This is a genomic window from Maritalea mobilis, assembly GCF_019800885.1.
Taxonomy (GTDB): domain Bacteria; phylum Pseudomonadota; class Alphaproteobacteria; order Rhodobacterales; family Rhodobacteraceae; genus Roseibacterium; species Roseibacterium beibuensis.
Genome location: NZ_JAHVKE010000001.1, coordinates 1,544,249 through 1,563,000, shown reverse-complemented (window position 1 = coordinate 1,563,000; position 18,752 = coordinate 1,544,249). Strand labels below are relative to the sequence as shown.

At 64.8% G+C, this 18,752-nt stretch carries 19 protein-coding genes; 10 read left to right on the top strand and 9 right to left on the bottom strand.

What is annotated here, in order from left to right; genetic code table 11:
* Positions 1–9: 9 nt before the first annotated feature.
* Complete coding sequence (locus KUV65_RS07550; protein ID WP_222189037.1) at positions 10–681, bottom strand: hypothetical protein; 672 nt, start codon at positions 679–681, stop codon at positions 10–12.
* A 469-nt stretch (positions 682–1,150) separates the two neighbouring features.
* On the opposite strand from KUV65_RS07550, the gene KUV65_RS07545 reads away from it, so the two are divergent.
* From KUV65_RS07545 to KUV65_RS07520, 6 genes are all read left to right on the top strand, one after another.
* On the top strand, positions 1,151–1,711 hold the full coding sequence (locus KUV65_RS07545; RefSeq protein WP_259547068.1) for a F0F1 ATP synthase subunit delta: 561 nt from the start codon (positions 1,151–1,153) through the stop codon (positions 1,709–1,711).
* Positions 1,712–3,250 (top strand): F0F1 ATP synthase subunit alpha, encoded by a 1,539-nt coding sequence (gene atpA, locus KUV65_RS07540; protein ID WP_222189033.1) that lies wholly within the window; start codon positions 1,712–1,714, stop codon positions 3,248–3,250. It begins immediately after the preceding gene.
* A 30-nt stretch (positions 3,251–3,280) separates the two neighbouring features.
* A complete protein-coding gene (locus KUV65_RS07535) occupies positions 3,281–4,162 on the top strand; it encodes a F0F1 ATP synthase subunit gamma (RefSeq protein ID WP_222189031.1) in 882 nt (293 codons plus the stop codon).
* Between the two features lie 19 nt (positions 4,163–4,181).
* Positions 4,182–5,606, top strand: coding sequence for a F0F1 ATP synthase subunit beta (gene atpD / locus KUV65_RS07530; protein WP_222189029.1), 1,425 nt, complete (start codon positions 4,182–4,184; stop codon positions 5,604–5,606).
* Between the two features lie 63 nt (positions 5,607–5,669).
* Positions 5,670–6,086, top strand: coding sequence for a F0F1 ATP synthase subunit epsilon (locus KUV65_RS07525; protein WP_222189027.1), 417 nt, complete (start codon positions 5,670–5,672; stop codon positions 6,084–6,086).
* 145 nt (positions 6,087–6,231) lie between these two features.
* On the top strand, positions 6,232–6,582 hold the full coding sequence (locus KUV65_RS07520; protein WP_222189025.1) for an H-type lectin domain-containing protein: 351 nt from the start codon (positions 6,232–6,234) through the stop codon (positions 6,580–6,582).
* 18 nt (positions 6,583–6,600) lie between these two features.
* Here KUV65_RS07520 and KUV65_RS07515 read toward each other — a convergent pair whose 3' ends face one another.
* Positions 6,601–7,629: a ribose-phosphate pyrophosphokinase gene (locus KUV65_RS07515; protein WP_222189023.1), complete on the bottom strand. Its 1,029-nt coding sequence runs from the start codon at positions 7,627–7,629 to the stop codon at positions 6,601–6,603.
* A 143-nt stretch (positions 7,630–7,772) separates the two neighbouring features.
* Here KUV65_RS07515 and KUV65_RS07510 point away from each other — a divergent pair, with 143 nt between their 5' ends.
* Together KUV65_RS07510 and KUV65_RS07505 are read left to right on the top strand one after the other, a co-directional pair.
* A complete protein-coding gene (locus KUV65_RS07510) occupies positions 7,773–8,372 on the top strand; it encodes a 2-hydroxychromene-2-carboxylate isomerase (protein WP_222189022.1) in 600 nt (199 codons plus the stop codon).
* On the top strand, positions 8,369–9,130 hold the full coding sequence (locus KUV65_RS07505) for an alpha/beta fold hydrolase (RefSeq protein ID WP_222189020.1): 762 nt from the start codon (positions 8,369–8,371) through the stop codon (positions 9,128–9,130). The genes KUV65_RS07510 and KUV65_RS07505 overlap by 4 nt, the downstream gene beginning before the upstream one ends.
* A 138-nt stretch (positions 9,131–9,268) precedes the next feature.
* On the opposite strand, the gene KUV65_RS07500 is transcribed toward KUV65_RS07505, so the two are convergent.
* The 7 genes from KUV65_RS07500 to KUV65_RS07470 form a co-directional block, all read right to left on the bottom strand.
* Positions 9,269–10,321, bottom strand: coding sequence for a threonine aldolase family protein (locus KUV65_RS07500; protein WP_222189018.1), 1,053 nt, complete (start codon positions 10,319–10,321; stop codon positions 9,269–9,271).
* The gene (locus KUV65_RS07495) at positions 10,318–10,764 is read right to left on the bottom strand and encodes a YcgN family cysteine cluster protein (RefSeq protein WP_222189016.1); all 447 of its coding nucleotides are present in this window, start codon (positions 10,762–10,764) and stop codon (positions 10,318–10,320) included. Before KUV65_RS07495 ends, KUV65_RS07500 begins: the two co-directional genes overlap by 4 nt.
* Positions 10,761–11,687: a bifunctional riboflavin kinase/FAD synthetase gene (locus KUV65_RS07490; RefSeq protein ID WP_222189014.1), complete on the bottom strand. Its 927-nt coding sequence runs from the start codon at positions 11,685–11,687 to the stop codon at positions 10,761–10,763. Before KUV65_RS07490 ends, KUV65_RS07495 begins: the two co-directional genes overlap by 4 nt.
* Before the next feature lie 49 nt (positions 11,688–11,736).
* Positions 11,737–12,204 (bottom strand): MaoC family dehydratase, encoded by a 468-nt coding sequence (locus KUV65_RS07485; RefSeq protein ID WP_261331610.1) that lies wholly within the window; start codon positions 12,202–12,204, stop codon positions 11,737–11,739.
* Between the two features lie 106 nt (positions 12,205–12,310).
* Complete coding sequence (locus tag KUV65_RS07480) at positions 12,311–13,183, bottom strand: TIGR01459 family HAD-type hydrolase (RefSeq protein WP_222189012.1); 873 nt, start codon at positions 13,181–13,183, stop codon at positions 12,311–12,313.
* A 147-nt stretch (positions 13,184–13,330) separates the two neighbouring features.
* Complete coding sequence (locus KUV65_RS07475; protein ID WP_222189010.1) at positions 13,331–15,289, bottom strand: bifunctional 2',3'-cyclic-nucleotide 2'-phosphodiesterase/3'-nucleotidase; 1,959 nt, start codon at positions 15,287–15,289, stop codon at positions 13,331–13,333.
* 191 nt (positions 15,290–15,480) lie between these two features.
* A complete protein-coding gene (locus KUV65_RS07470; protein WP_222189008.1) occupies positions 15,481–16,404 on the bottom strand; it encodes a manganese-dependent inorganic pyrophosphatase in 924 nt (307 codons plus the stop codon).
* Between the two features lie 267 nt (positions 16,405–16,671).
* On the opposite strand from KUV65_RS07470, the gene groES reads away from it, so the two are divergent.
* The gene (gene groES / locus KUV65_RS07465; RefSeq protein ID WP_222189006.1) at positions 16,672–16,959 is read left to right on the top strand and encodes a co-chaperone GroES; all 288 of its coding nucleotides are present in this window, start codon (positions 16,672–16,674) and stop codon (positions 16,957–16,959) included.
* A gap of 66 nt (positions 16,960–17,025) precedes the next feature.
* On the top strand, positions 17,026–18,669 hold the full coding sequence (gene groL / locus KUV65_RS07460) for a chaperonin GroEL (protein WP_222189004.1): 1,644 nt from the start codon (positions 17,026–17,028) through the stop codon (positions 18,667–18,669).
* Positions 18,670–18,752: the final 83 nt, after the last annotated feature.

The following is an 18,752-nucleotide window of genomic DNA, read 5'->3' as shown; positions in this document are numbered from 1 at the left end:
GCCCGCGCGTCAGACGAAAGTGGCCTCGATGGAGGTGATCGGGCGGTTGCAGAGAATCTCGGGCTCTTCGGTCTGGCGCGAGTATTCCGTCATGATCAGGCCGTCGCCATCGTCGGCGGGTTCCGTGGTGAACCGCCCCATGGCCAGTTCGCCCAGCTTCTCCAGGCCGTATCGCTCGATCAGGTCGGCTTCGGTCCCGCGGAAGTCGTCGCCATCTTCGGGGAGGTCACCCGGGGCAAGATAGAAGTTCAGCGAGAAGACGGTGTCGGTGCGCCCGTCCTCGGCCCCGCTTGCGGCGTCGTACTTGGCGGCCACCTGCAAGACCTGGCCCGCGACGTCGTCCTCGATATTCAGGTCGAGTTGCGCATCCGGCGGCAAGGACATCCGGAAGCCGTTTGCCGTTTCGGTCTGCGGCCAGTCCTCGTCCTCCGTTTCGTCGTCCTGCAATTGGAGCGAGACCACGGCGTCGCCGATTTCGCCATGGGTTTCGATGAAATCCACGATGTCTTGCTGCACGGACGCCATCGACAGCAGGTCTCCGCCGTGCTCCGGCGCGTCGGGATCATCGGGGTCGTATCCGTCGCGGCCATGATCCGAGGTCTCGTCCGACGTGTCGAACGCACCCATGAACAGCCAGCCGGCCGTTCCCAAAAGCGCCAAGACGGAAAGATAGGATAGCATGTAGGGTCGTCTTTGCCTGTTCGTTGCCCAATGCATTGTTTCCATTGCGATCAAGGCAACTTCATAGCCGGAAACGGATTGTTTCTGCCGAGAAAAAGGCATTCTTTGGGCAATGCGCCTCTCGACCGAGGGGACAAGTTTCCCTGTTCCGGCGTGTTCGGAGCGTGCCGATGCAGTCCGCTTGCCGGTGCTGGCGCTAACAATTCGCTCAGAATCGTGGAGCCGGGCGCGATCAAAGCGCAGTTTTTTGAGGCTTCAAACCGTCGCATCGCGGCTGTTCTTTCGTAACCCCATGAAAAGGTTAAAATTTCCGTTTTTCTGCCGGTGCCGCGTGGCTGTTGCAGCATGAGGAACGCTCTGCTACATCCACCGCGATTTAAGGGGAAACGGCGGACCGCCACGTCTGCCACGCGAACTCGCCTGGGGGTGCTGCCTGCACCGACCGGGCCAACCATGTGAAAGGGTGGACGTGAGCGAACCAGCTTCGATCTCGACCGGCATTGCCGCGCGCTATGCGACCGCGATGTTCGAACTCGCCGACGAAGGCGGATCCCTCGACAAGCTCGAGGCCGATGTGGACGCGCTGGATGCGGCACTGGCCGAAAGCGCCGATCTGCGTGACCTGATCGCCTCGCCCGTCTATGGGCGCGACGAAACCGGGGCGGCCATCGCCAAACTGGTCGAGGCCATGTCGCTCGGACCCATCGCGGGCAACACGCTCAAGCTGATGGCCGAAAAGCGCCGTCTCTTCGTTCTGCCGGCGCTGTTGGCCGCGCTGCGCGAGAAGATCGCCGAGCACAAGGGCGAGATCACCGCGGACGTGGTGTCGGCCAAGGCGCTGACCAAGGCGCAGTCGGACAAGCTCCAGAAGTCGCTGTCGGCAACCGTCGGGCGCGATGTGAAACTGAATACGACCGTCGATGAAAGCCTCATTGGCGGTCTTGTCGTCAAGGTGGGCTCGAAAATGATCGACACGTCGATCCGTTCGAAGCTCAACACCCTCCAGAACAGCATGAAAGAGGTCGGATAAATGAGTATCCAAGCAGCCGAGATCTCTGCGATCCTCAAGGACCAGATCAAGAGCTTCGGGCAGGACGCCGAAGTGGCCGAAGTGGGGCGCGTGCTCTCGGTGGGCGACGGTATCGCCCGCGTCTACGGCCTCGACAACGTTCAGGCCGGTGAAATGGTCGAGTTCCCGGGCGGCATCATGGGGATGGCGCTGAACCTCGAAGCCGACAACGTCGGTATCGTGATCTTCGGTTCGGACCGCGACATCAAGGAAGGCGACACCGTCAAGCGCACGAACGCCATCGTGGACGTGCCCGCCGGCGACGGCCTGCTGGGCCGTGTTGTCGACGGCCTTGGCAACCCGCTGGACGGCAAGGGCCCGATCGAGGCGTCCGAGCGTCGCGTCGCCGACGTGAAGGCGCCGGGCATCATCCCGCGTAAATCGGTGCACGAGCCGATGGCGACTGGCCTCAAGGCCATCGACGCCATGATCCCGATCGGCCGTGGCCAGCGCGAGCTGATCATCGGCGACCGTCAGACCGGCAAGACCGCCGTGGCGCTGGACACGATCCTGAACCAGAAATCCTACAACGACGCCGCCGGCGACGACGAGAGCAAGAAGCTCTATTGCGTCTATGTCGCCGTGGGCCAGAAGCGCTCGACCGTGGCGCAGCTGGTGAAGAAGCTCGAGGAAAGCGGCGCGATGGCCTATTCCATCGTCGTGGCCGCCACCGCGTCGGACCCTGCGCCGATGCAGTTCCTGGCCCCCTACGCCGCGACGGCCATGGCCGAATACTTCCGCGACAACGGCCGCCACGCCCTCATCATCTACGATGACCTGTCCAAGCAGGCCGTGGCCTATCGCCAGATGTCGCTGCTGCTGCGTCGTCCGCCGGGGCGTGAAGCCTACCCGGGTGACGTTTTCTATCTGCACTCCCGCCTGCTGGAGCGTTCGGCCAAGCTGAACGAAGACAACGGCGCCGGATCGCTGACCGCGCTGCCCGTCATCGAAACCCAGGGCGGCGACGTGTCGGCCTTTATTCCGACCAACGTGATCTCGATCACCGACGGCCAGATCTTCCTGGAAACCGAGCTGTTCTACCAGGGCATCCGCCCCGCCGTGAACACCGGTCTGTCGGTGTCGCGCGTGGGTTCGTCGGCCCAGACCAAGGCGATGTCCTCGGTTGCCGGCCCGGTGAAGCTGTCTCTGGCCCAGTATCGCGAGATGGCGGCCTTCGCACAGTTCGGTTCGGACCTCGACGCCGCAACCCAGCGTTTGCTAAACCGCGGCGCTCGCCTGACCGAGTTGATGAAGCAGGCGCAGTATTCGCCGCTGACCAACGCCGAAATCGTCTGCGTGATCTTCGCCGGCACCAACGGCTATCTCGACAACCTGCCCGTCTCGGACGTGGGCCGCTTCGAGAAAGCGCTGCTGACCTTCATGCGGTCGAAAAAGCAGGACGTGCTGGACTGGATCACGAACGAGGATCCGAAGATCAAGGGCGATGCCGCCGACAAGCTGAAGGCCGCGATCGACGAATTCGCCGCCGACTTCGCCTGATCCGGAACCGATCGAGAGAGGTAAAGGCACATGCCGAGCCTTAAGGACCTGAAGAACCGGATCGAGTCGGTCAAATCGACCCGCAAGATCACCAAGGCGATGCAAATGGTCGCCGCCGCGAAACTGCGCCGGGCGCAGGACGCGGCGGAGATGGCGCGCCCCTATGCCGAGAAGATGGAGACCGTCATGAGCGGTCTCGCCCGCTCGGTCGGCGCATCCGAAAGCGCGCCCCGCCTTCTGTCGGGGACGGGCAAGGATGACGTGCATCTGCTGGTCGTGATGACGGCCGAGCGTGGCCTGTGCGGTGGTTTCAACTCGACCATCGTGCGCAAGGCGCGCCAGCGCATCGACAGCCTGCGGGCCGCCGGCAAGACGATCAAGATCCTGACCGTCGGCAAGAAGGGCCGTGAGCAGCTCAAGCGCGACCATGCCGACCTGTTCGTCGGCCATGTCGATCTGAGCGAGGTCAAGCGGATCGGCTATGCCAATGCCGCCGAGATCGCCGCGAACCTGCTCGACCGGTTCGACGCCGGCGAGTTCGACGTCGCGACGATCTACTACAACCGCTTCCAGTCGGTGATCAGCCAGATCCCGACCGAACAGCAGGTCATTCCCGCCAGCTTCGACGATGCCGAGGACGGCGCCGAGGAGACGGGGACGCTCTACGATTACGAACCCTCGGAAGAGGCCGTTCTCGAAGACCTGCTGCCGCGCGGCGTGGCAACCCAGATCTTCACCGCACTGCTCGAAAACGCCGCGTCCGAACAGGGCGCACGGATGAGCGCGATGGACAACGCCACGCGCAACGCGGGCGAGATGATCGAGAACCTGACGATCCAGTACAACCGGTCGCGTCAGGCCGTCATCACCAACGAGCTGATCGAAATCATCTCGGGCGCCGAGGCGCTCTAAGTCACCGGAGATACGACACATGGCTACAAAAACCGGGAAAATCACGCAGGTCATCGGCGCTGTCGTTGACGTGCAATTCGACGGACACCTGCCCGAGATCCTCAACGCGCTCGAATGCGACAACGGGGGCAAGCGTCTGGTTCTGGAGGTTGCGCAGCACCTCGGCGAGAACACCGTGCGCACCATCGCAATGGACGCGACCGAGGGCCTTGTCCGCGGTCAGGAAGTCAGCGACACGGGTGCACCGATCACCGTGCCCGTGGGCAACGCCACGCTCGGCCGCATCCTGAACGTCGTGGGTGAGCCCGTGGACGAAGGCGGCCCGGTTGAGGCCGACGAGCATCGCGCGATCCACCAGCCCGCGCCCGAGTTCAACGACCAGTCGACCGAGTCCGAGATCCTCGTGACCGGCATCAAGGTCGTCGACCTGCTGGCCCCCTACGCCAAGGGCGGCAAGATCGGCCTCTTCGGCGGCGCCGGCGTGGGCAAGACGGTTCTCATCATGGAACTGATCAACAACATCGCCAAGGTGCACTCGGGCTACTCGGTGTTCGCCGGGGTGGGGGAACGGACCCGCGAGGGGAACGACCTCTACCACGAGATGATCGAATCCAACGTCATCAAGCCCGACAACCTGACCGAGAGCCAGGTGGCCCTGGTTTACGGCCAGATGAACGAGCCTCCGGGGGCCCGTGCCCGCGTCGCCCTGACCGGCCTGACGCTGGCCGAGCAGTTCCGCGACCAGTCGGGCACCGACGTTCTGTTCTTCGTCGACAACATCTTCCGCTTCACGCAGGCAGGCTCCGAGGTGTCGGCGCTTCTGGGTCGTATCCCCTCGGCCGTGGGCTACCAGCCGACGCTGGCCACCGACATGGGCCAGATGCAGGAACGCATCACTTCGACCAAGCAGGGCTCGATCACGTCGATCCAGGCCGTCTACGTTCCCGCGGACGACCTGACCGACCCGGCCCCGGCCACGACCTTCGCCCACCTCGACGCCACGACCGTTCTGTCGCGCGCCATCTCGGAGCTGGGCATCTACCCGGCCGTGGACCCGCTCGACAGCTCCTCGCGCTTGATGGATCCGCAGATCCTCGGCGAAGAGCACTACCAGGTCGCCCGTGACGTGCAGGGGATCCTCCAGCGCTACAAGTCGCTGCAGGACATCATCGCGATCCTCGGCATGGACGAACTGTCGGAAGAGGACAAGCTGACCGTGGCCCGCGCCCGGAAGATCCAGCGCTTCCTCTCGCAGCCCTTCGACGTGGCCAAGGTCTTCACCGGTTCGGACGGCGTTCAGGTCCCGCTCGAGGACACGATCCGCTCGTTCAAGGCGGTTGTGGCCGGCGAATACGACCACCTGCCCGAAGCGGCCTTCTACATGGTTGGCGGCATCGACGAAGTGATCGCGAAGGCCGAGAAACTGGCCGCCGAGGCTGCCTGATCAAACCCCGTGCGGGGGCGCCTGCCGCGTCCCCGCGTCAACGGGTCCTGAACGGAGGACATCATGGCAGAGATGATGCAATTCGATCTCGTCAGCCCGGAGCGGCGCCTTGCGTCCGTCGAGGCCTCCGAGGTGCGCATCCCGGGCGCTGACGGCGACATGACCGCGATGGCCGATCATGCACCGACCATCACCACGCTGCGTCCCGGCGTGCTGTCCGTGACCCATGCTTCGGGCACCGATGAATACATCGTGCTGGGCGGGTTCGCCGACATCTCGGGCACGGCCGTCACGGTGCTGGCCGAACGCGCCCTGCCGAAGGGTGAGCTGGATCGCGAAACGCATGAAAGCCTCGTGGAAGAGTTCCGCGCGGCCCATGAAAAGGCGAAGGACACCTTCCAGAACGAGCCCGGCCCCGTCGACGACGCGGCCAAGCTTTTGTCGGACATGGTGGCCTTGGGCGATCACATCAACGCGTGATCGCGCGACATGATTTGAAGGACCCCGTCCACGCATCGTGGGCGGGGTTTTTCTTTGTTCCGGCCCGCGAAAACACTAGGTTTTGCCCAAATCCTGTCCGCGGAATCGTGTTCTCTGTGCCGATGGGGGAGGAGTCGCACCGGTCATGAAACGCCTCAAAAGCCATCTTGTGGGCCTTGAACAGGGTTCAAAGATCATGTTCAGCGACTTCGAACATGATGGGCCGATGTGGTCCGGCGAAGGCCCGCGTGAGGCGCGTATCGGCATCCGGTTCGACGACACTTTCAGAACGCCGCCTGTCGTGCATGTCGCGATGGGCATGTGGGACACCGAAGGCCAGATGAACCAGCGCGCCGACCTGCGCGCCGAGAACATCACGCCCGAAGGGTTCGATCTGGTGTTCCGCACATGGGGCGACAGCCGCATCGCACGCGTGCGCGCCGATTGGCTGGCCATCGGCGAGCTTTCCGATGACGAGGTCTGGGATGTCGAGTGACGCGGTAGAGCCGCGCGCTCAGCGCCCCCACATGCCCCGCGGGTAGAGACCCTCGTAAATCGGCACAAGGCTGGCGGTATCGAACAGCGACGAGACGCTGGTGCCCGACCAGATGTTCACGATGGCCTGCGCCAGCATCGGCGCGGTGGGCACGATGCGGATATTCGCGCAGGTCTTGACCGGCTCGGGCGCTTCGATCGTGTCGGTGATGACCATGGATTTCAGCACCGATTTCGAGATGCGATCGACCGCCGGACCCGACAGAACGCCATGCGTGGTATAGGCGTGCACCTCGGTCGCGCCAGCTTCCATCAGCACGTCGGCGGCTTTGCAGAGCGTGCCGGCGGTGTCGCAGATGTCGTCAACGATGATGCATTTCTTATCGGTCACGTCGCCGATCACGGTCATGCCCGCGACTTCACCGGCCTTTTCCCGGCGCTTGTCCACGATGGCGAGGGGCGCGCCGATCCGGGTCGCCAGTTCACGCGCGCGGCTCACGCCGCCGACGTCGGGCGAAATGACCATCACGTCGGACATGTCGCCGTCCATCTGGTGCAGGATGTCGAGCGCGAAAATCGGGCTGGCATAGAGGTTGTCGACGGGGATGTCGAAGAAACCCTGGATCTGGGCGGCGTGCAGGTCCATCGTCAGGACCCGCTCGACCCCGCCATGGGTGATGAGGTTCGACACCAGCTTGGCCGAAATGGGCGTGCGCGCCTTGGTGCGGCGATCCTGCCGGGCGTAGCCGAAATAGGGGATCACGGCTGTGACGCGCGCAGCCGAGGAGCGGCGCAGCGCATCGGCCATGATCAGGAGTTCCATCAGGTTGTCATTCGCCGGTTTCGAGGTCGGCTGGATGATGAACATGTCTTCGCCACGGACGTTCTCGTAGACCTCTACGAAGATCTCCTGGTCGTTGAAGCGTTCGACGCGGGCGTCGACAAGGCCCACCTGCATGCCGCGATGCATGGACATGCGGCGCGCGATCGCTTCGGCCAGGGGCCGGTTGGCGTTTCCGGAAATGAGCTTGGGTTCGGTCGAAGGCATGGCGGCAGCGGTCCCTTGGTCTGTCCCTTTGTGTTCGAGGCCGGACGCACGCCGCCGCCCCCCAACAGGCGACCTGCGATCGGTTGACACCCCCTAGCACCCGCCTAGGCTGCGCGCAAAGCCAAATCGGGAGCGCGCGGCACATGGCCCATATCGACTACTATTTCTCGACGATCTCACCCTTCACCTACCTGGCCGGGACACGGATGGAGGAGGTGGCTGCGCGCCACGGGGCGACGATCACCTATCGTCCCTTCGACGTGATCGCCGCCTTCGCCCGCACCGGTGGCGTGGCCCCGAAAGAGCGGCACCCCGCCCGCCTGGAACTGCGCGCGCAGGAGTTGCGCCGACAGGCTGCCAAGCACGGCCTTGCCATCGACCTCGATCCGCCCTTGCGCGCGGTGAACGCAGCCCCGTCATCCTACGCCTTCATCGCGGCGGAGAAGGCGGGTGGCGGAGACCTTGGGCGGCTGGTGCATGCCTTCACCGGGGCGGTCTGGCGCGACAAGCGCGACATCGCCGAGGATGACGTGATCGCCGATTGCCTCGACGAGGCCGGGTTCGACCGGGGGCTGGCGGGCATGGCCATGTTGCAAGGCGCCGAGCAGTATACGCGTAATCTTGAAGATGCCGTGAACGCAGGCGTGTTCGGCGCGCCGTTCTACATCGTGGACGGGACCGAGAAGTTCTGGGGGCAGGACCGCATCGAGGATCTGGACCTGTTTCTGTCTGGCAAGCTGTGAGCGGCATTCGGCACTGGGGAACGGGAGAGCCCGCGCTGGCGCTGCATTGTTCGCTGGCCCATGCCGGGGCGTGGGACGGGGTGGCGCGCGCCCTGGCGGATCGGCTGTCCATGACCGCGCCGGACCTTGTTGGCCATGGGCGTGGGCCCACGCGGGACCCGGCGCAGGATTACCATGACCAGGTGACGGCGCAGGCGAAGGCATGCTTGCCGGAGGCGGTGTGCCACCTGATCGGGCACAGTTTCGGGGCAACGGTGGCGTTGCGGCTGGCGATCGAACAGCCCGACCGCGTCGCCTCCCTTACCCTGATCGAGCCGGTGCTGTTTGCAGCGGCCGGCGACAGTGCGGGCCAGAGAGAACATTCCAGCGCCCTGTCCGGGATGGCGGCGCTGATGGCCTCGGGCGATGACGCGGGCGCGGCGCGGATGTTTCTGAAGGTCTGGGGCGGAGGAGTGCCGTTTGACGCCATGCCTGAGGCACAGCAACGCTACATGGCCGATCGCATCTGGGTGATCCCGGCCAGCGACGCCGCGTTGAGCGGCGACCGGGCGGGACTGCTGCCGCGTCTTGGCCGGGTGCGGTGCCCGGCCCTGTTGCTGGAGGGGCGCCGCTCTCCGCGCGTGATTGCGGATATCCAGGCGGCCTTGGCCGAGGATCTGCCCGATGTGAGGCGCGTGGTGATCGAGGGGGCAGGGCACATGCTGCCCATCACTCACCCGGCAGAGGTCGCCGCAGAGATCCGGGCGTTTCTGTCCTGAACGACCCCAGGGGTTGCGCCGGCTTTGCCGTCGCCCGGGCGAGCGCGGCACGGGGCATCGAGCCCCGTTCCGCGCTGACGCGCGTGCCGCGCGCCTGCATATTTTCCGGGATAAAGATCGGGTGAGGGTGCGATCCCGTCAGCCGCGCCAGAGGTCGATGACCCGGGCCACGTCCTCGGCCTTGCAGGACCAGTCGGTGACGAGGCGGCAGCGAATCAATTCGTCTTCCGGACCCTCCAGCGAGGATTGGAAGGGAAAGAGATAATACTGGGCGCCGGCCTCCATCGCGCGCTTGTGGGCCCCGCGCGGCAGTTCGGCGAAGATCATGTTGCCGGCGGGGTCATGCAGCAGCCGCGCCTCGGGGATGGCGCGCAGGGCGGCGGCCAGTTCGGCGCAGCGGGCATTGGCGGCCTTGGCCGTGTCGAGCCAGAGATCGTTGGTGACATAGGCCAGCATTTGCGCGGCGAGGTAGCGGTGCTTGGACCACAGATGCGCGGCGCGCTTGCGGCGGAGCTGGAATTCCCAGGACAGTTCGGGATCGAACAGCACCACGGCCTCGACCCCGAGGCAGCCATTCTTGGTGCCGCCGAAGCTGACCGCGTCGATGCCGGCCTTCCACGTCATCTCGGCCGGGGTGCAGCCGAGCGCGGCGCAGGCATTGGCGAAACGCGCACCGTCGAGATGGGTTTTCAGGCCGAAGGATTTCGCGACGTCGGTCAGGGCGCGGATCTCGTCCAAGCTGTAGGCGGTGCCGACCTCGGTGATCTGGGTGATGGTGACCGGGCCACGCTGGACGCCATGCACGCCCTTGTCGCCGGTATGCTCGATGGCGCGGGCCAGCGCCTCGGGGGTCATCTTGCCATCGGCACCGTCGATCAGGGTCAGCTTGGCGCCGTTGGTGAAGAACTCGGGCGCGCCGCATTCATCCTCTTCGACATGGGCGACGCGGTGGCAGAAGACGGCATCCCACGGGTTCGCCATGACGCCGAGTGCCAGCGAGTTCGCCGCCGTACCGGTGGCGACCAGATGCACCGCGGCGTCGGGCGCTTCGAAGAGGCGGCGCATGGCATCGGCGGCCAGCCCGCTCAGCGCGTCATTGCCATAGGGCATCGCGTAGCCCTCGTTGGCGCGCGTCACGGCCTCCATCACGTTCGGATGGGCTGGCCCGGTGTTGTCGGATGCGAACATCATGTTCCCGGCTCCTCGATAATGTAATCTTCCCAGTCTTCTTCGGGCACTTCGAACTCGGGCACCGTGATGCCGCGCATCGAGATGCCCGCCTCGTGGACCGTGCCCGGATCGCCCGAGATGAGCGGATGCCACCATGCCAGCGGCTTGCCCTCGTGCAGCAGGCGGTAGGCGCAGGTCTCGGGCATGAAATAGGCGACCTCGGCCATGGTGCCGGGGGTCAGCTGGATGCAATCGGGCACCAGTTGCTTGCGGATCTCGTACTGGCCGCAGCGGCAGGTCTGGTCGTCGAGCAGGCGGCAGGCGACGCGGGTCAGGGCGACCTCGCCGGTATCCTCGTCCTCGAGCTTGTTGAGGCAGCATTTTCCGCAGCCGTCGCAGAGCGCCTCCCACTCCTCGGGCGTCATGCGCTCCATCGGCACGCGATCCCAGAACCGGTCTCTCATGCACGCTCCAGCGCGGCGCGGGCCCGTTCGCTGTCGCGGTTCATCTGGTCGATCAGCGCGTCGAGACTATCGAATTTCGCCTCGTCGCGCAGGTGCTCGACCAGGCCGACGGACAGGTGCTGTTCGTAGAGGTCACCGGAGAAATCGAAAAGGAAGCTTTCGAGGTTGGGCATCGCGCGTTCGAACATGGGCCGGATGCCGAGATTGGCGACGCCCTTGTAGCTGCCCTGATGGGGGCCGGACAGAACGTCGACCAGCACGGCATAGACACCGGGTTTGGGCACGTGCAGCCCGTCGAGCTCCATGTTCGCCGTGGGATAGCCCAGTTGGCGGCCGCGTTTTTCGCCATGCAGCACCGGGCCTTCAATGCGGTGCCAGTGACCCAGCATTCCGGCGGCATCCCTCGGGCGGCCCTCGGACAGCGCCTCGCGAATCGCTGTGGAGGAGACGGCGCCGAGATCCCCATGCAAGAGGGGCGCGATGGTGGTGTCGAACCCCATCTCGCGTCCCATGTCGCGCAACATCTCGGCGGTGCCGGTGCGGCCCTTGCCGAAGCAGAAATCGGCGCCGATCACGACATGGCTGACCCCGAGCGCACCCGCCAGCACGTCGCGGGCGAACTCCTCGGCGGTCAGGCCCGAGAGGTTCGTATCGAAGGGAAGCTCGGCCAGCACCTCGACGCCCAGCTTGGCAAGACGGTGGGCGCGTGCCTCGGCGTTCATCAGGCGGAAAGGGGGGGCATCGGGGGCGAAGAACTCGCGCGGATGCGGCTCGAAGGTCACGACACCCAGGGGCGCGCCATCGCGCCGCGCAAGGTCGATCACATGCTGGTGGCCCAGATGCACACCGTCGAAATTGCCGATCGCCACCGAGGCGCCGCGCTCTTCCGGTCTGACATATTGGTAATCGCGCACGATCCGCATGGGGCGGGCTTAGCGGCCACGCGATCCGAGGGCAAGCGGGGGCTTGGCGTCAGTCGAACTTGCCGGACGGGGCGAGCACGTTGGCCTCCCCCTTGACGACGACGGTTTCGCCGACACGGCAATGGGTGGCGAGTTTCACCCGGCGCTTGGAATAGTCGATTTCCAGCACTTCGACCTCGGCGGTCACAAGGTCGCCGGGACGCACGGGCGCCATGAATTTCAGGGTCTGCCCGAGGTAGACCGTGCCATGGCCGGGGAGTTGTTCCCCGATCACGGCCGAGATCAGGCCAGCGGTCAGCATGCCGTGCGCGATGCGGCCTTCGAAGATGGTGTCCTGCGCGTAATCATCATCGAGATGCACAGGGTTCCTGTCGGTCGACACCTCGGCAAAAAGCTCGATGTCCCGGTCCGTGACCACCTTGGTCAGGGTGCGAACCATCCCGATCTCGAGATCTTCGATCACGATGGTGCCGCGAGGCATGTTGTCCAGCATGTCTACCGTCTCCTTCGCCGTCATGGCGCTGTCATACGGCAAACGAGCGGGATTCTGCAATGCGGAAAGTAAGAAAATGCCAAATTACCGCTCCGCAACCGCAATTATGTTGCGCGCAAGATCGCTTCGCTCAGCGGAACATACCGATGGCGTAGGTCGTCGAAAGCTGGGCCTCGGCCAGGTAGGCCTCCAGTATGGCGGGGTCTGGCTGACGCTCGGTGCCGGTTTCCGCGCGGGCGAGGCCCCCGGTGACGAATAGCGTGTCGATCCCTTCGCCCATACCGCCCTGGATGTCGGTGCGGATGCCGTCGCCGATGGCAAGGATGCGTTCGTCCGGGACGGGGCGGCCGATCTGCTGCAAGCGGCGGCGGGCAAGGTCGTAGATCGGCGGATGCGGCTTGCCGAAATAGAGGCTTTCGCCGCCCATCTCGGTATAGAGCCGGGCCAGTGCGCCGGCGCACCATTCGCGCGTCTCGCCGCGATCCACGACGATGTCGGGGTTGGCGCAGAGAAGCTTCAGCCCCCTTGTCTTGGCGAGCAGGAATTCGGGCCGCATCACCGACGGGTCGGCATGGGGGTCGAACGGGCCGGTGCAGACGATGCCCTCGGCCTCGGACAGGGGCACCCGTTGGATATCGACCGCGTCTTCGGCCAGGTCCATCGGTTTGAAGAAACTCTGGTCGTGATCTTCGCCGATGAAATAGACCTTTTCGCCGACCGCACCCTGCCACATGGCCAGCCGCGCGCTGTCGCCCGAGCTGGCGATCACGTCCCAGGTGTCGTCGGGCAAGCCCATGCGATCGAGCTGTTTCTGGACGCTTGAGCGCGGGCGCGGCGAATTCGTCAGCAGAAGGACCGTTCCCCCCTTGGCCTTGAAGGCGCGCATGGCCTCGATCGCCTCTGCATAGGGTTCGATCCCGTTATGCACACAGCCCCAAAGATCGCAGTAGAGCGCATCGTAGCGGTCTGAAATCTCGGACAGGGATTCGATGATCTGGGTCATGGGGCGCTCCTATGGTCGTGGTGCGATGCATAGGGCGGATGGGGCAGGGGGGCCAGCCCCCCCTTCCCGCGCGGCGGCCTGTGCCGCAGGGTCTTGGTCAGGACGAGGGGATAGGGTGGGCGGCGGAGCCTCCGCCCACCCTTGGTTTCAGAGCGTGATGCGATAGCGGGCGAAGCCATCCGGGCCATCGCCTGCCGGCTCGATCGTCACGCCCTCGACGCTGTCGATATAGGTTTCCGCCGCGGGGCCGGTGTCGAACAGGACGGTGGTGCCTTCCATCGGGGCGAAGGTCCAGTTGGCGTCGGCCGAGGGGCTGACCGTGCCTTGTTCCACGATGTAACGCACGATCACGTCGCGGTTGGTGTCGGGCCCTTCGAAGATCACGGTTTCTGGGCTGGCGCCGGGGAAACTGCCGCCGCCACCCGCGCGGTAATTGTTGGTGGCGACGATGAATTCCTGCTCGGGGTCGATCGGCGCGCCCTCGAACATCAGGTTCACGATGCGATGGGCATCCGGGTTCACCACCTCGCCGTCATTGTTGTAGCGGTTGGGTTGGCTCAGATCGATCTGGTAGCTGACCCCGTCGATCACGTCGAAATTGTAGGACGGGAAGTCGGGGTTCAGCAGGACCTGGTCGGCCTCTCCGGGGGTGATCTGGTTGAACATGCCGGCAGACCGCTCCAGCCATTCGCGCACCTCGGCCCCGGTGATGCGGACCGCGCGCACCGTGTTGGGATAGAGGTAGAGGTCGGCCACGTTCTTGATCGCGATGGGGCCGGGCTGCACCTCGGTGTAATATTCCGGACCACCGCGGCCACCGGCCTTGAAGGGGGCGGCGGCGGACAGGATCGGAAGGCCTTCATGCTCGGTGCCGATCATCATCTGCTCAATATACCAGGTCTGCGCGTTCGACACGATCTGGACCGAGGGATCATCGGCCACCAGCGCGAAATAGCTGTGCAGCGGCGCGTCCGTTTCGCCGACGGCGCGGCGGACATATTCCAGCGTCGCGTCGTGTTCGGCCTGTGCCGCGGCGAGCACGGCAGGCACGCTTTCGACCAGCGGCGTGATCGAGCGGTCTTCCTCGCGGCGGTAGATGGGCCGCGCTTCGGACATGTGGCTGGCGATGCGCCAGCTGTTGCCGTCACGCTCCAGCATCAGGTCGACAAGGCCCATGTGGCTGCCCCAGAACCCGGCCATGACGGCGGGCTTGCCCATGATCGTGCCGGCCTCGGCGTCGACGCCGGGGGTTTCCGCATAATCGGGGCCGGGGAAGACGCGGTGATGGTGGCCGGTCAGAACGGCGTCGATCCCGTCGACGGCGGCCAGCGGGATGCTGGCGTTTTCCATCCCGTCCATGTGATCCGCTTCGCCGATGCCCGAATGGCTGAGCGCGATGATGATCTCGGCCCCCTCCTCGCGCATCTGCGGGATATAGGCGCGGGCGGTGTCGACGATGTCACGCGCCATCACGTTGCCTTCGAGGTGGCGGCGGTCCCAGGTCATGATCTGCGGCGGGACGAAACCGATGATGCCGATGCGGATCGGGTGCGTCTCGCCCGCGCCATCGGTCAACTCGCGGTCGAGGATGACATAGGGCGGCACCAGCGTGGTGTCCTCGGTCGGGCTGGCGCCCATCTCGGAGGCGACGTTGGCGCAGACCACCGGGAAGCCGGCACCGGCCAGCGAATTCATCAGGAAGTTCAGGCCGTAATTGAACTCGTGATTGCCGAGCGTCGAGGCGTCGAAGCCGAGCGTGTTCATGGCCGAGATGATCGGGTGGCTGTCGCCTTCGGACATGCCGCGCTCATAGGCCATGTAGTCGCCCATCGGGTTGCCCTGAAGGAAATCCCCGTTGTCCAGGAGGATCGAGTTGGTGGCCTCGTCGCGGATGCCCTGGATCAGGCTGGCCGTGCGGGCCAGGCCCACCGTGTCGACGGGCCGATCGCCGTAGTAGTCGTAGGGAAACACGTGCACGTGCACGTCGGTCGTTTCCATGATGCGCAGATGCGCCTGACCGGCCTGCGCGCGGGCCGAGAACGGGTGCAGTGCGATGAAGCCTGCGGTCGAGGCGAGGAACGCGCGGCGGTTGAGATGAAAGGGCATGGGATACCTCCTGTCGGAACGATGCCGCAGGACTAGCGCCGGATCGTGACCGCCCTGTTACAGGGCTGTCCGACCGGGTCTTGTGCGTCCCCGGCAGAGTCCGAGCGTCGCGCGGAATCCCTCAAACGACAAGAGGCGACCGAAGCCGCCTCTGCGATGGGCCGAAACCGGCCTTGGCCTTGGCCTGCCGATCAGACGGCGAGGTTCGGGATGATCTGCTTCTTGCGGCTGACAACACCCGGCAGGACGACCGTGTCGCCGTCACCGCAAACGGTGGCAAAGCTCTTCTCAGCCACCTGGCGGGTCAGGTCATTGGGCAGAAGCATGGTCGATTCCTCGTTCAGGATGTCGACGATGAACAGCAGCACCTGATCGACGCCATCTTCTTCGGCGACCTTGGGCATGGTCTCCATCAGGCTGTCCTTGCGCGAAAGCACGGTCTCGGGCGAGGTCGTCTCCAGAACGCTGACGCGGAATTTCTTGCCGCCGACCTCGTATTCCTTGCTGTCCATGCGCAGAAGATCGGCATCGGAAAAGGCCGACACGTCCGACTTGGCCGCGAACATTTCCGAGGCATAGGCGGGGATCTCGACACCAAGGTCTGCGGCCAGTGCTTCGGCAATGGCGCGGTCTTCCTGCGTGGTGGTAGGGCTGCGGAATTCCAGCGTGTCCGACAGGATGCACGACAGCATCGCGCCCTTCACCCAGGCCGGGGCCTGCGCCATGTCATCGCCGATCATCTTGTGCATGATGGTCGCGGTGCAGGCCAGCGGCTCGATGCGGATATCGATCGGGCCCTTCGTTTCCAGCCCGCCAACCAGCTTGTGATGGTCGATGATCGCCCTGATATCGGCGTCGTTCACGGCGTCGGGCAGTTCGGCGGGGTTGTTGGTGTCGACGATCACGACAGGCTGGCCGGCCTCGACGCCCTCGATGATGCGGGGCTTGGGCAGGTCCCACTTTTCCAGCATGAAGGCGGCCTCGGTGTTGGGCTCTCCCAGCAGGACGGCTTCGGCGTTGCCGCCCTTCACCTCGTTCAGGTACCAGGCCCAGATGATGGGCGAGCCGGTGGAATCGGTGTCAGGCGATTTGTGCCCGAAGACTAGCGTGGTCATGGCGAAACATCCCTTTCGGCGGTAATTGCGCTCGGTCGCGCGCCGCTTAGCAAAGCGTGCGGTCGGAGTCACGGGTGTTGTCTGCGTTGCAAGGCGAACCTGTGCCTCGCCCGTCTGCGCCGCGCTCGTGGTTTCGGAAAATTTTTGGAAGTGTCGATCACGCGGTTGTTGACAGGGCAGGGACCCCTCCTTATCTCCGCGCCGTTAGCACTCGCATCGAGAGAGTGCTAACGAGGGAACAACCGAACCCAGAGGAGAGTTCGACAGATGGCATTCAAACCGCTGCATGACCGTGTTCTGGTCCGCCGTGTGGAAAGCGACGAGAAGACCAAGGGCGGTCTGATCATCCCCGACAGCGCCAAGGAAAAGCCCGCCGAGGGCGAAGTGATCGCTTGTGGCGAAGGCGCCCGCAAGGATTCCGGCGAGCTGATCGCGATGGCCGTGAAAGAGGGCGACCGCGTCCTGTTCGGCAAGTGGTCGGGCACCGAGGTCACCGTCGACGGTGAAGAACTGCTGATCATGAAGGAATCGGACATCCTCGGCATCATCGCCTGAGCGTGAGGGCGCGCCTGCGCCCGGTCCCATTCCAAGCATTCAACCCTATTCCAAGGAGAGCCCCAAATGGCTGCTAAGGACGTCAAATTCGACACCGATGCCCGCAACCGCATGCTCAAAGGCGTCAACATCCTCGCCGACGCGGTGAAGGTCACCCTCGGCCCCAAAGGCCGCAACGTCGTCATCGAGAAAAGCTTCGGCGCACCCCGCATCACCAAGGACGGTGTTTCGGTCGCCAAGGAAATCGAGCTCGAGGACAAGTTCGAGAACATGGGCGCGCAGATGGTCAAGGAAGTGGCCAGCCGCACCAATGACGAAGCCGGTGACGGCACCACCACCGCGACGGTCCTGGCCCAGGCCATCGTCAAGGAAGGCATGAAGTCGGTCGCCGCCGGCATGAACCCGATGGACCTCAAGCGCGGCATCGACCTCGCCGTTGCCAAGGTCATCGACCACATCAAGGCGCAGGCCCGCGAAGTCGCCGACAGCGACGAAGTCGCCCAGGTCGGCACCATCTCGGCCAACGGCGAGAAGGAAATCGGCCGCCAGATCGCGGACGCGATGCAGAAGGTCGGCAATGACGGCGTCATCACCGTCGAAGAGAACAAGGGCCTGGAGACCGAGACCGAGGTCGTCGAAGGCATGCAGTTCGACCGTGGCTACCTGTCGCCTTACTTCGTGACCAACCCCGACAAGATGGTCGCCGAGTTGGAAGACTGCATGATCCTGCTGCACGAGAAGAAGCTCTCGTCGCTGCAGCCGATGGTGCCGCTGCTCGAGTCGGTGATCCAGTCGCAGAAGCCGCTGCTGATCATCGCCGAGGACGTCGAAGGCGAAGCGCTGGCCACCCTCGTGGTGAACAAGCTGCGCGGCGGACTCAAGATCGCTGCCGTCAAGGCACCGGGCTTCGGCGATCGCCGCAAGGCCATGCTGCAGGACATCGCGATCCTGACCGGCGGTCAGGTGATCTCGGAAGATCTCGGCATGAAGCTCGAGAACGTGACCATGGACATGCTTGGCACCGCCAAGAAGGTCCAGATCACCAAGGACGAGACGACCATCGTCGACGGTCATGGCGAGAAGGCCGAGATCGAGGCACGCGTTGCCCAGATCCGTCAGCAGATCGAGGAAACCACCTCGGACTACGACCGTGAAAAGCTGCAGGAACGCGTCGCCAAGCTGGCCGGCGGTGTGGCTGTCATCCGCGTTGGCGGCATGACCGAGGTCGAAGTGAAAGAGCGCAAGGACCGCGTCGACGACGCGCTGAACGCAACCCGTGCCGCCGTTCAGGAAGGCATCGTGGTCGGCGGTGGCGTGGCGCTCGTGCAGGGTGCCAAGTCGCTCGAAGGTGTCTCGGGTGAGAACAGCGACCAGAACGCCGGTATCGCCATCGTGCGCCGTGCGCTGGAAGCTCCGCTGCGCCAGATCGCCGAGAACGCAGGCGTCGACGGGTCGGTCGTGGCCGGCAAGATCCGCGAAAGCGACGACACCTCCTTCGGCTTCAACGCCCAGTCGGAAGAGTACGGCGACATGTTCAAGTTCGGTGTCATCGACCCCGCCAAGGTGGTCCGCACCGCCCTGGAAGACGCCGCATCGGTTGCTGGTCTGCTGATCACCACCGAGGCCATGGTTGCCGACAAGCCGCAGAAAGAAGGCGCAGGCGCCGGTGGCGGCATGCCCGACATGGGCGGCATGGGCGGCATGATGTAATCCTGCCCCCGCAAGCAGATAAGCAAAGGCCCGCCATCGTGCGGGCCTTTGTCATTCCTGGGGGACCTTTCCTTCCTTCGCGC

Excerpts from the sequence above, each read along its gene's own strand:
- KUV65_RS07550 (WP_222189037.1), bottom strand. The coding sequence starts at position 681 with ATGCTATCCTATCTTTCCGTCTTGGCGCTTTTGGGAACGGCCGGCTGG.
- atpA (WP_222189033.1), top strand. The coding sequence starts at position 1,712 with ATGAGTATCCAAGCAGCCGAGATCTCTGCGATCCTCAAGGACCAGATC.
- KUV65_RS07535 (WP_222189031.1), top strand. The coding sequence starts at position 3,281 with ATGCCGAGCCTTAAGGACCTGAAGAACCGGATCGAGTCGGTCAAATCG.
- atpD (WP_222189029.1), top strand. The coding sequence starts at position 4,182 with ATGGCTACAAAAACCGGGAAAATCACGCAGGTCATCGGCGCTGTCGTT.
- KUV65_RS07525 (WP_222189027.1), top strand. The coding sequence starts at position 5,670 with ATGGCAGAGATGATGCAATTCGATCTCGTCAGCCCGGAGCGGCGCCTT.
- KUV65_RS07520 (WP_222189025.1), top strand. The coding sequence starts at position 6,232 with ATGAAACGCCTCAAAAGCCATCTTGTGGGCCTTGAACAGGGTTCAAAG.
- KUV65_RS07515 (WP_222189023.1), bottom strand. The coding sequence starts at position 7,629 with ATGCCTTCGACCGAACCCAAGCTCATTTCCGGAAACGCCAACCGGCCC.
- KUV65_RS07510 (WP_222189022.1), top strand. The coding sequence starts at position 7,773 with ATGGCCCATATCGACTACTATTTCTCGACGATCTCACCCTTCACCTAC.
- KUV65_RS07500 (WP_222189018.1), bottom strand. The coding sequence starts at position 10,321 with ATGATGTTCGCATCCGACAACACCGGGCCAGCCCATCCGAACGTGATG.
- KUV65_RS07495 (WP_222189016.1), bottom strand. The coding sequence starts at position 10,764 with ATGAGAGACCGGTTCTGGGATCGCGTGCCGATGGAGCGCATGACGCCC.
- KUV65_RS07490 (WP_222189014.1), bottom strand. The coding sequence starts at position 11,687 with ATGCGGATCGTGCGCGATTACCAATATGTCAGACCGGAAGAGCGCGGC.
- KUV65_RS07485 (WP_261331610.1), bottom strand. The coding sequence starts at position 12,204 with ATGACGGCGAAGGAGACGGTAGACATGCTGGACAACATGCCTCGCGGC.
- KUV65_RS07480 (WP_222189012.1), bottom strand. The coding sequence starts at position 13,183 with ATGACCCAGATCATCGAATCCCTGTCCGAGATTTCAGACCGCTACGAT.
- KUV65_RS07475 (WP_222189010.1), bottom strand. The coding sequence starts at position 15,289 with ATGCCCTTTCATCTCAACCGCCGCGCGTTCCTCGCCTCGACCGCAGGC.
- KUV65_RS07470 (WP_222189008.1), bottom strand. The coding sequence starts at position 16,404 with ATGACCACGCTAGTCTTCGGGCACAAATCGCCTGACACCGATTCCACC.
- groES (WP_222189006.1), top strand. The coding sequence starts at position 16,672 with ATGGCATTCAAACCGCTGCATGACCGTGTTCTGGTCCGCCGTGTGGAA.
- groL (WP_222189004.1), top strand. The coding sequence starts at position 17,026 with ATGGCTGCTAAGGACGTCAAATTCGACACCGATGCCCGCAACCGCATG.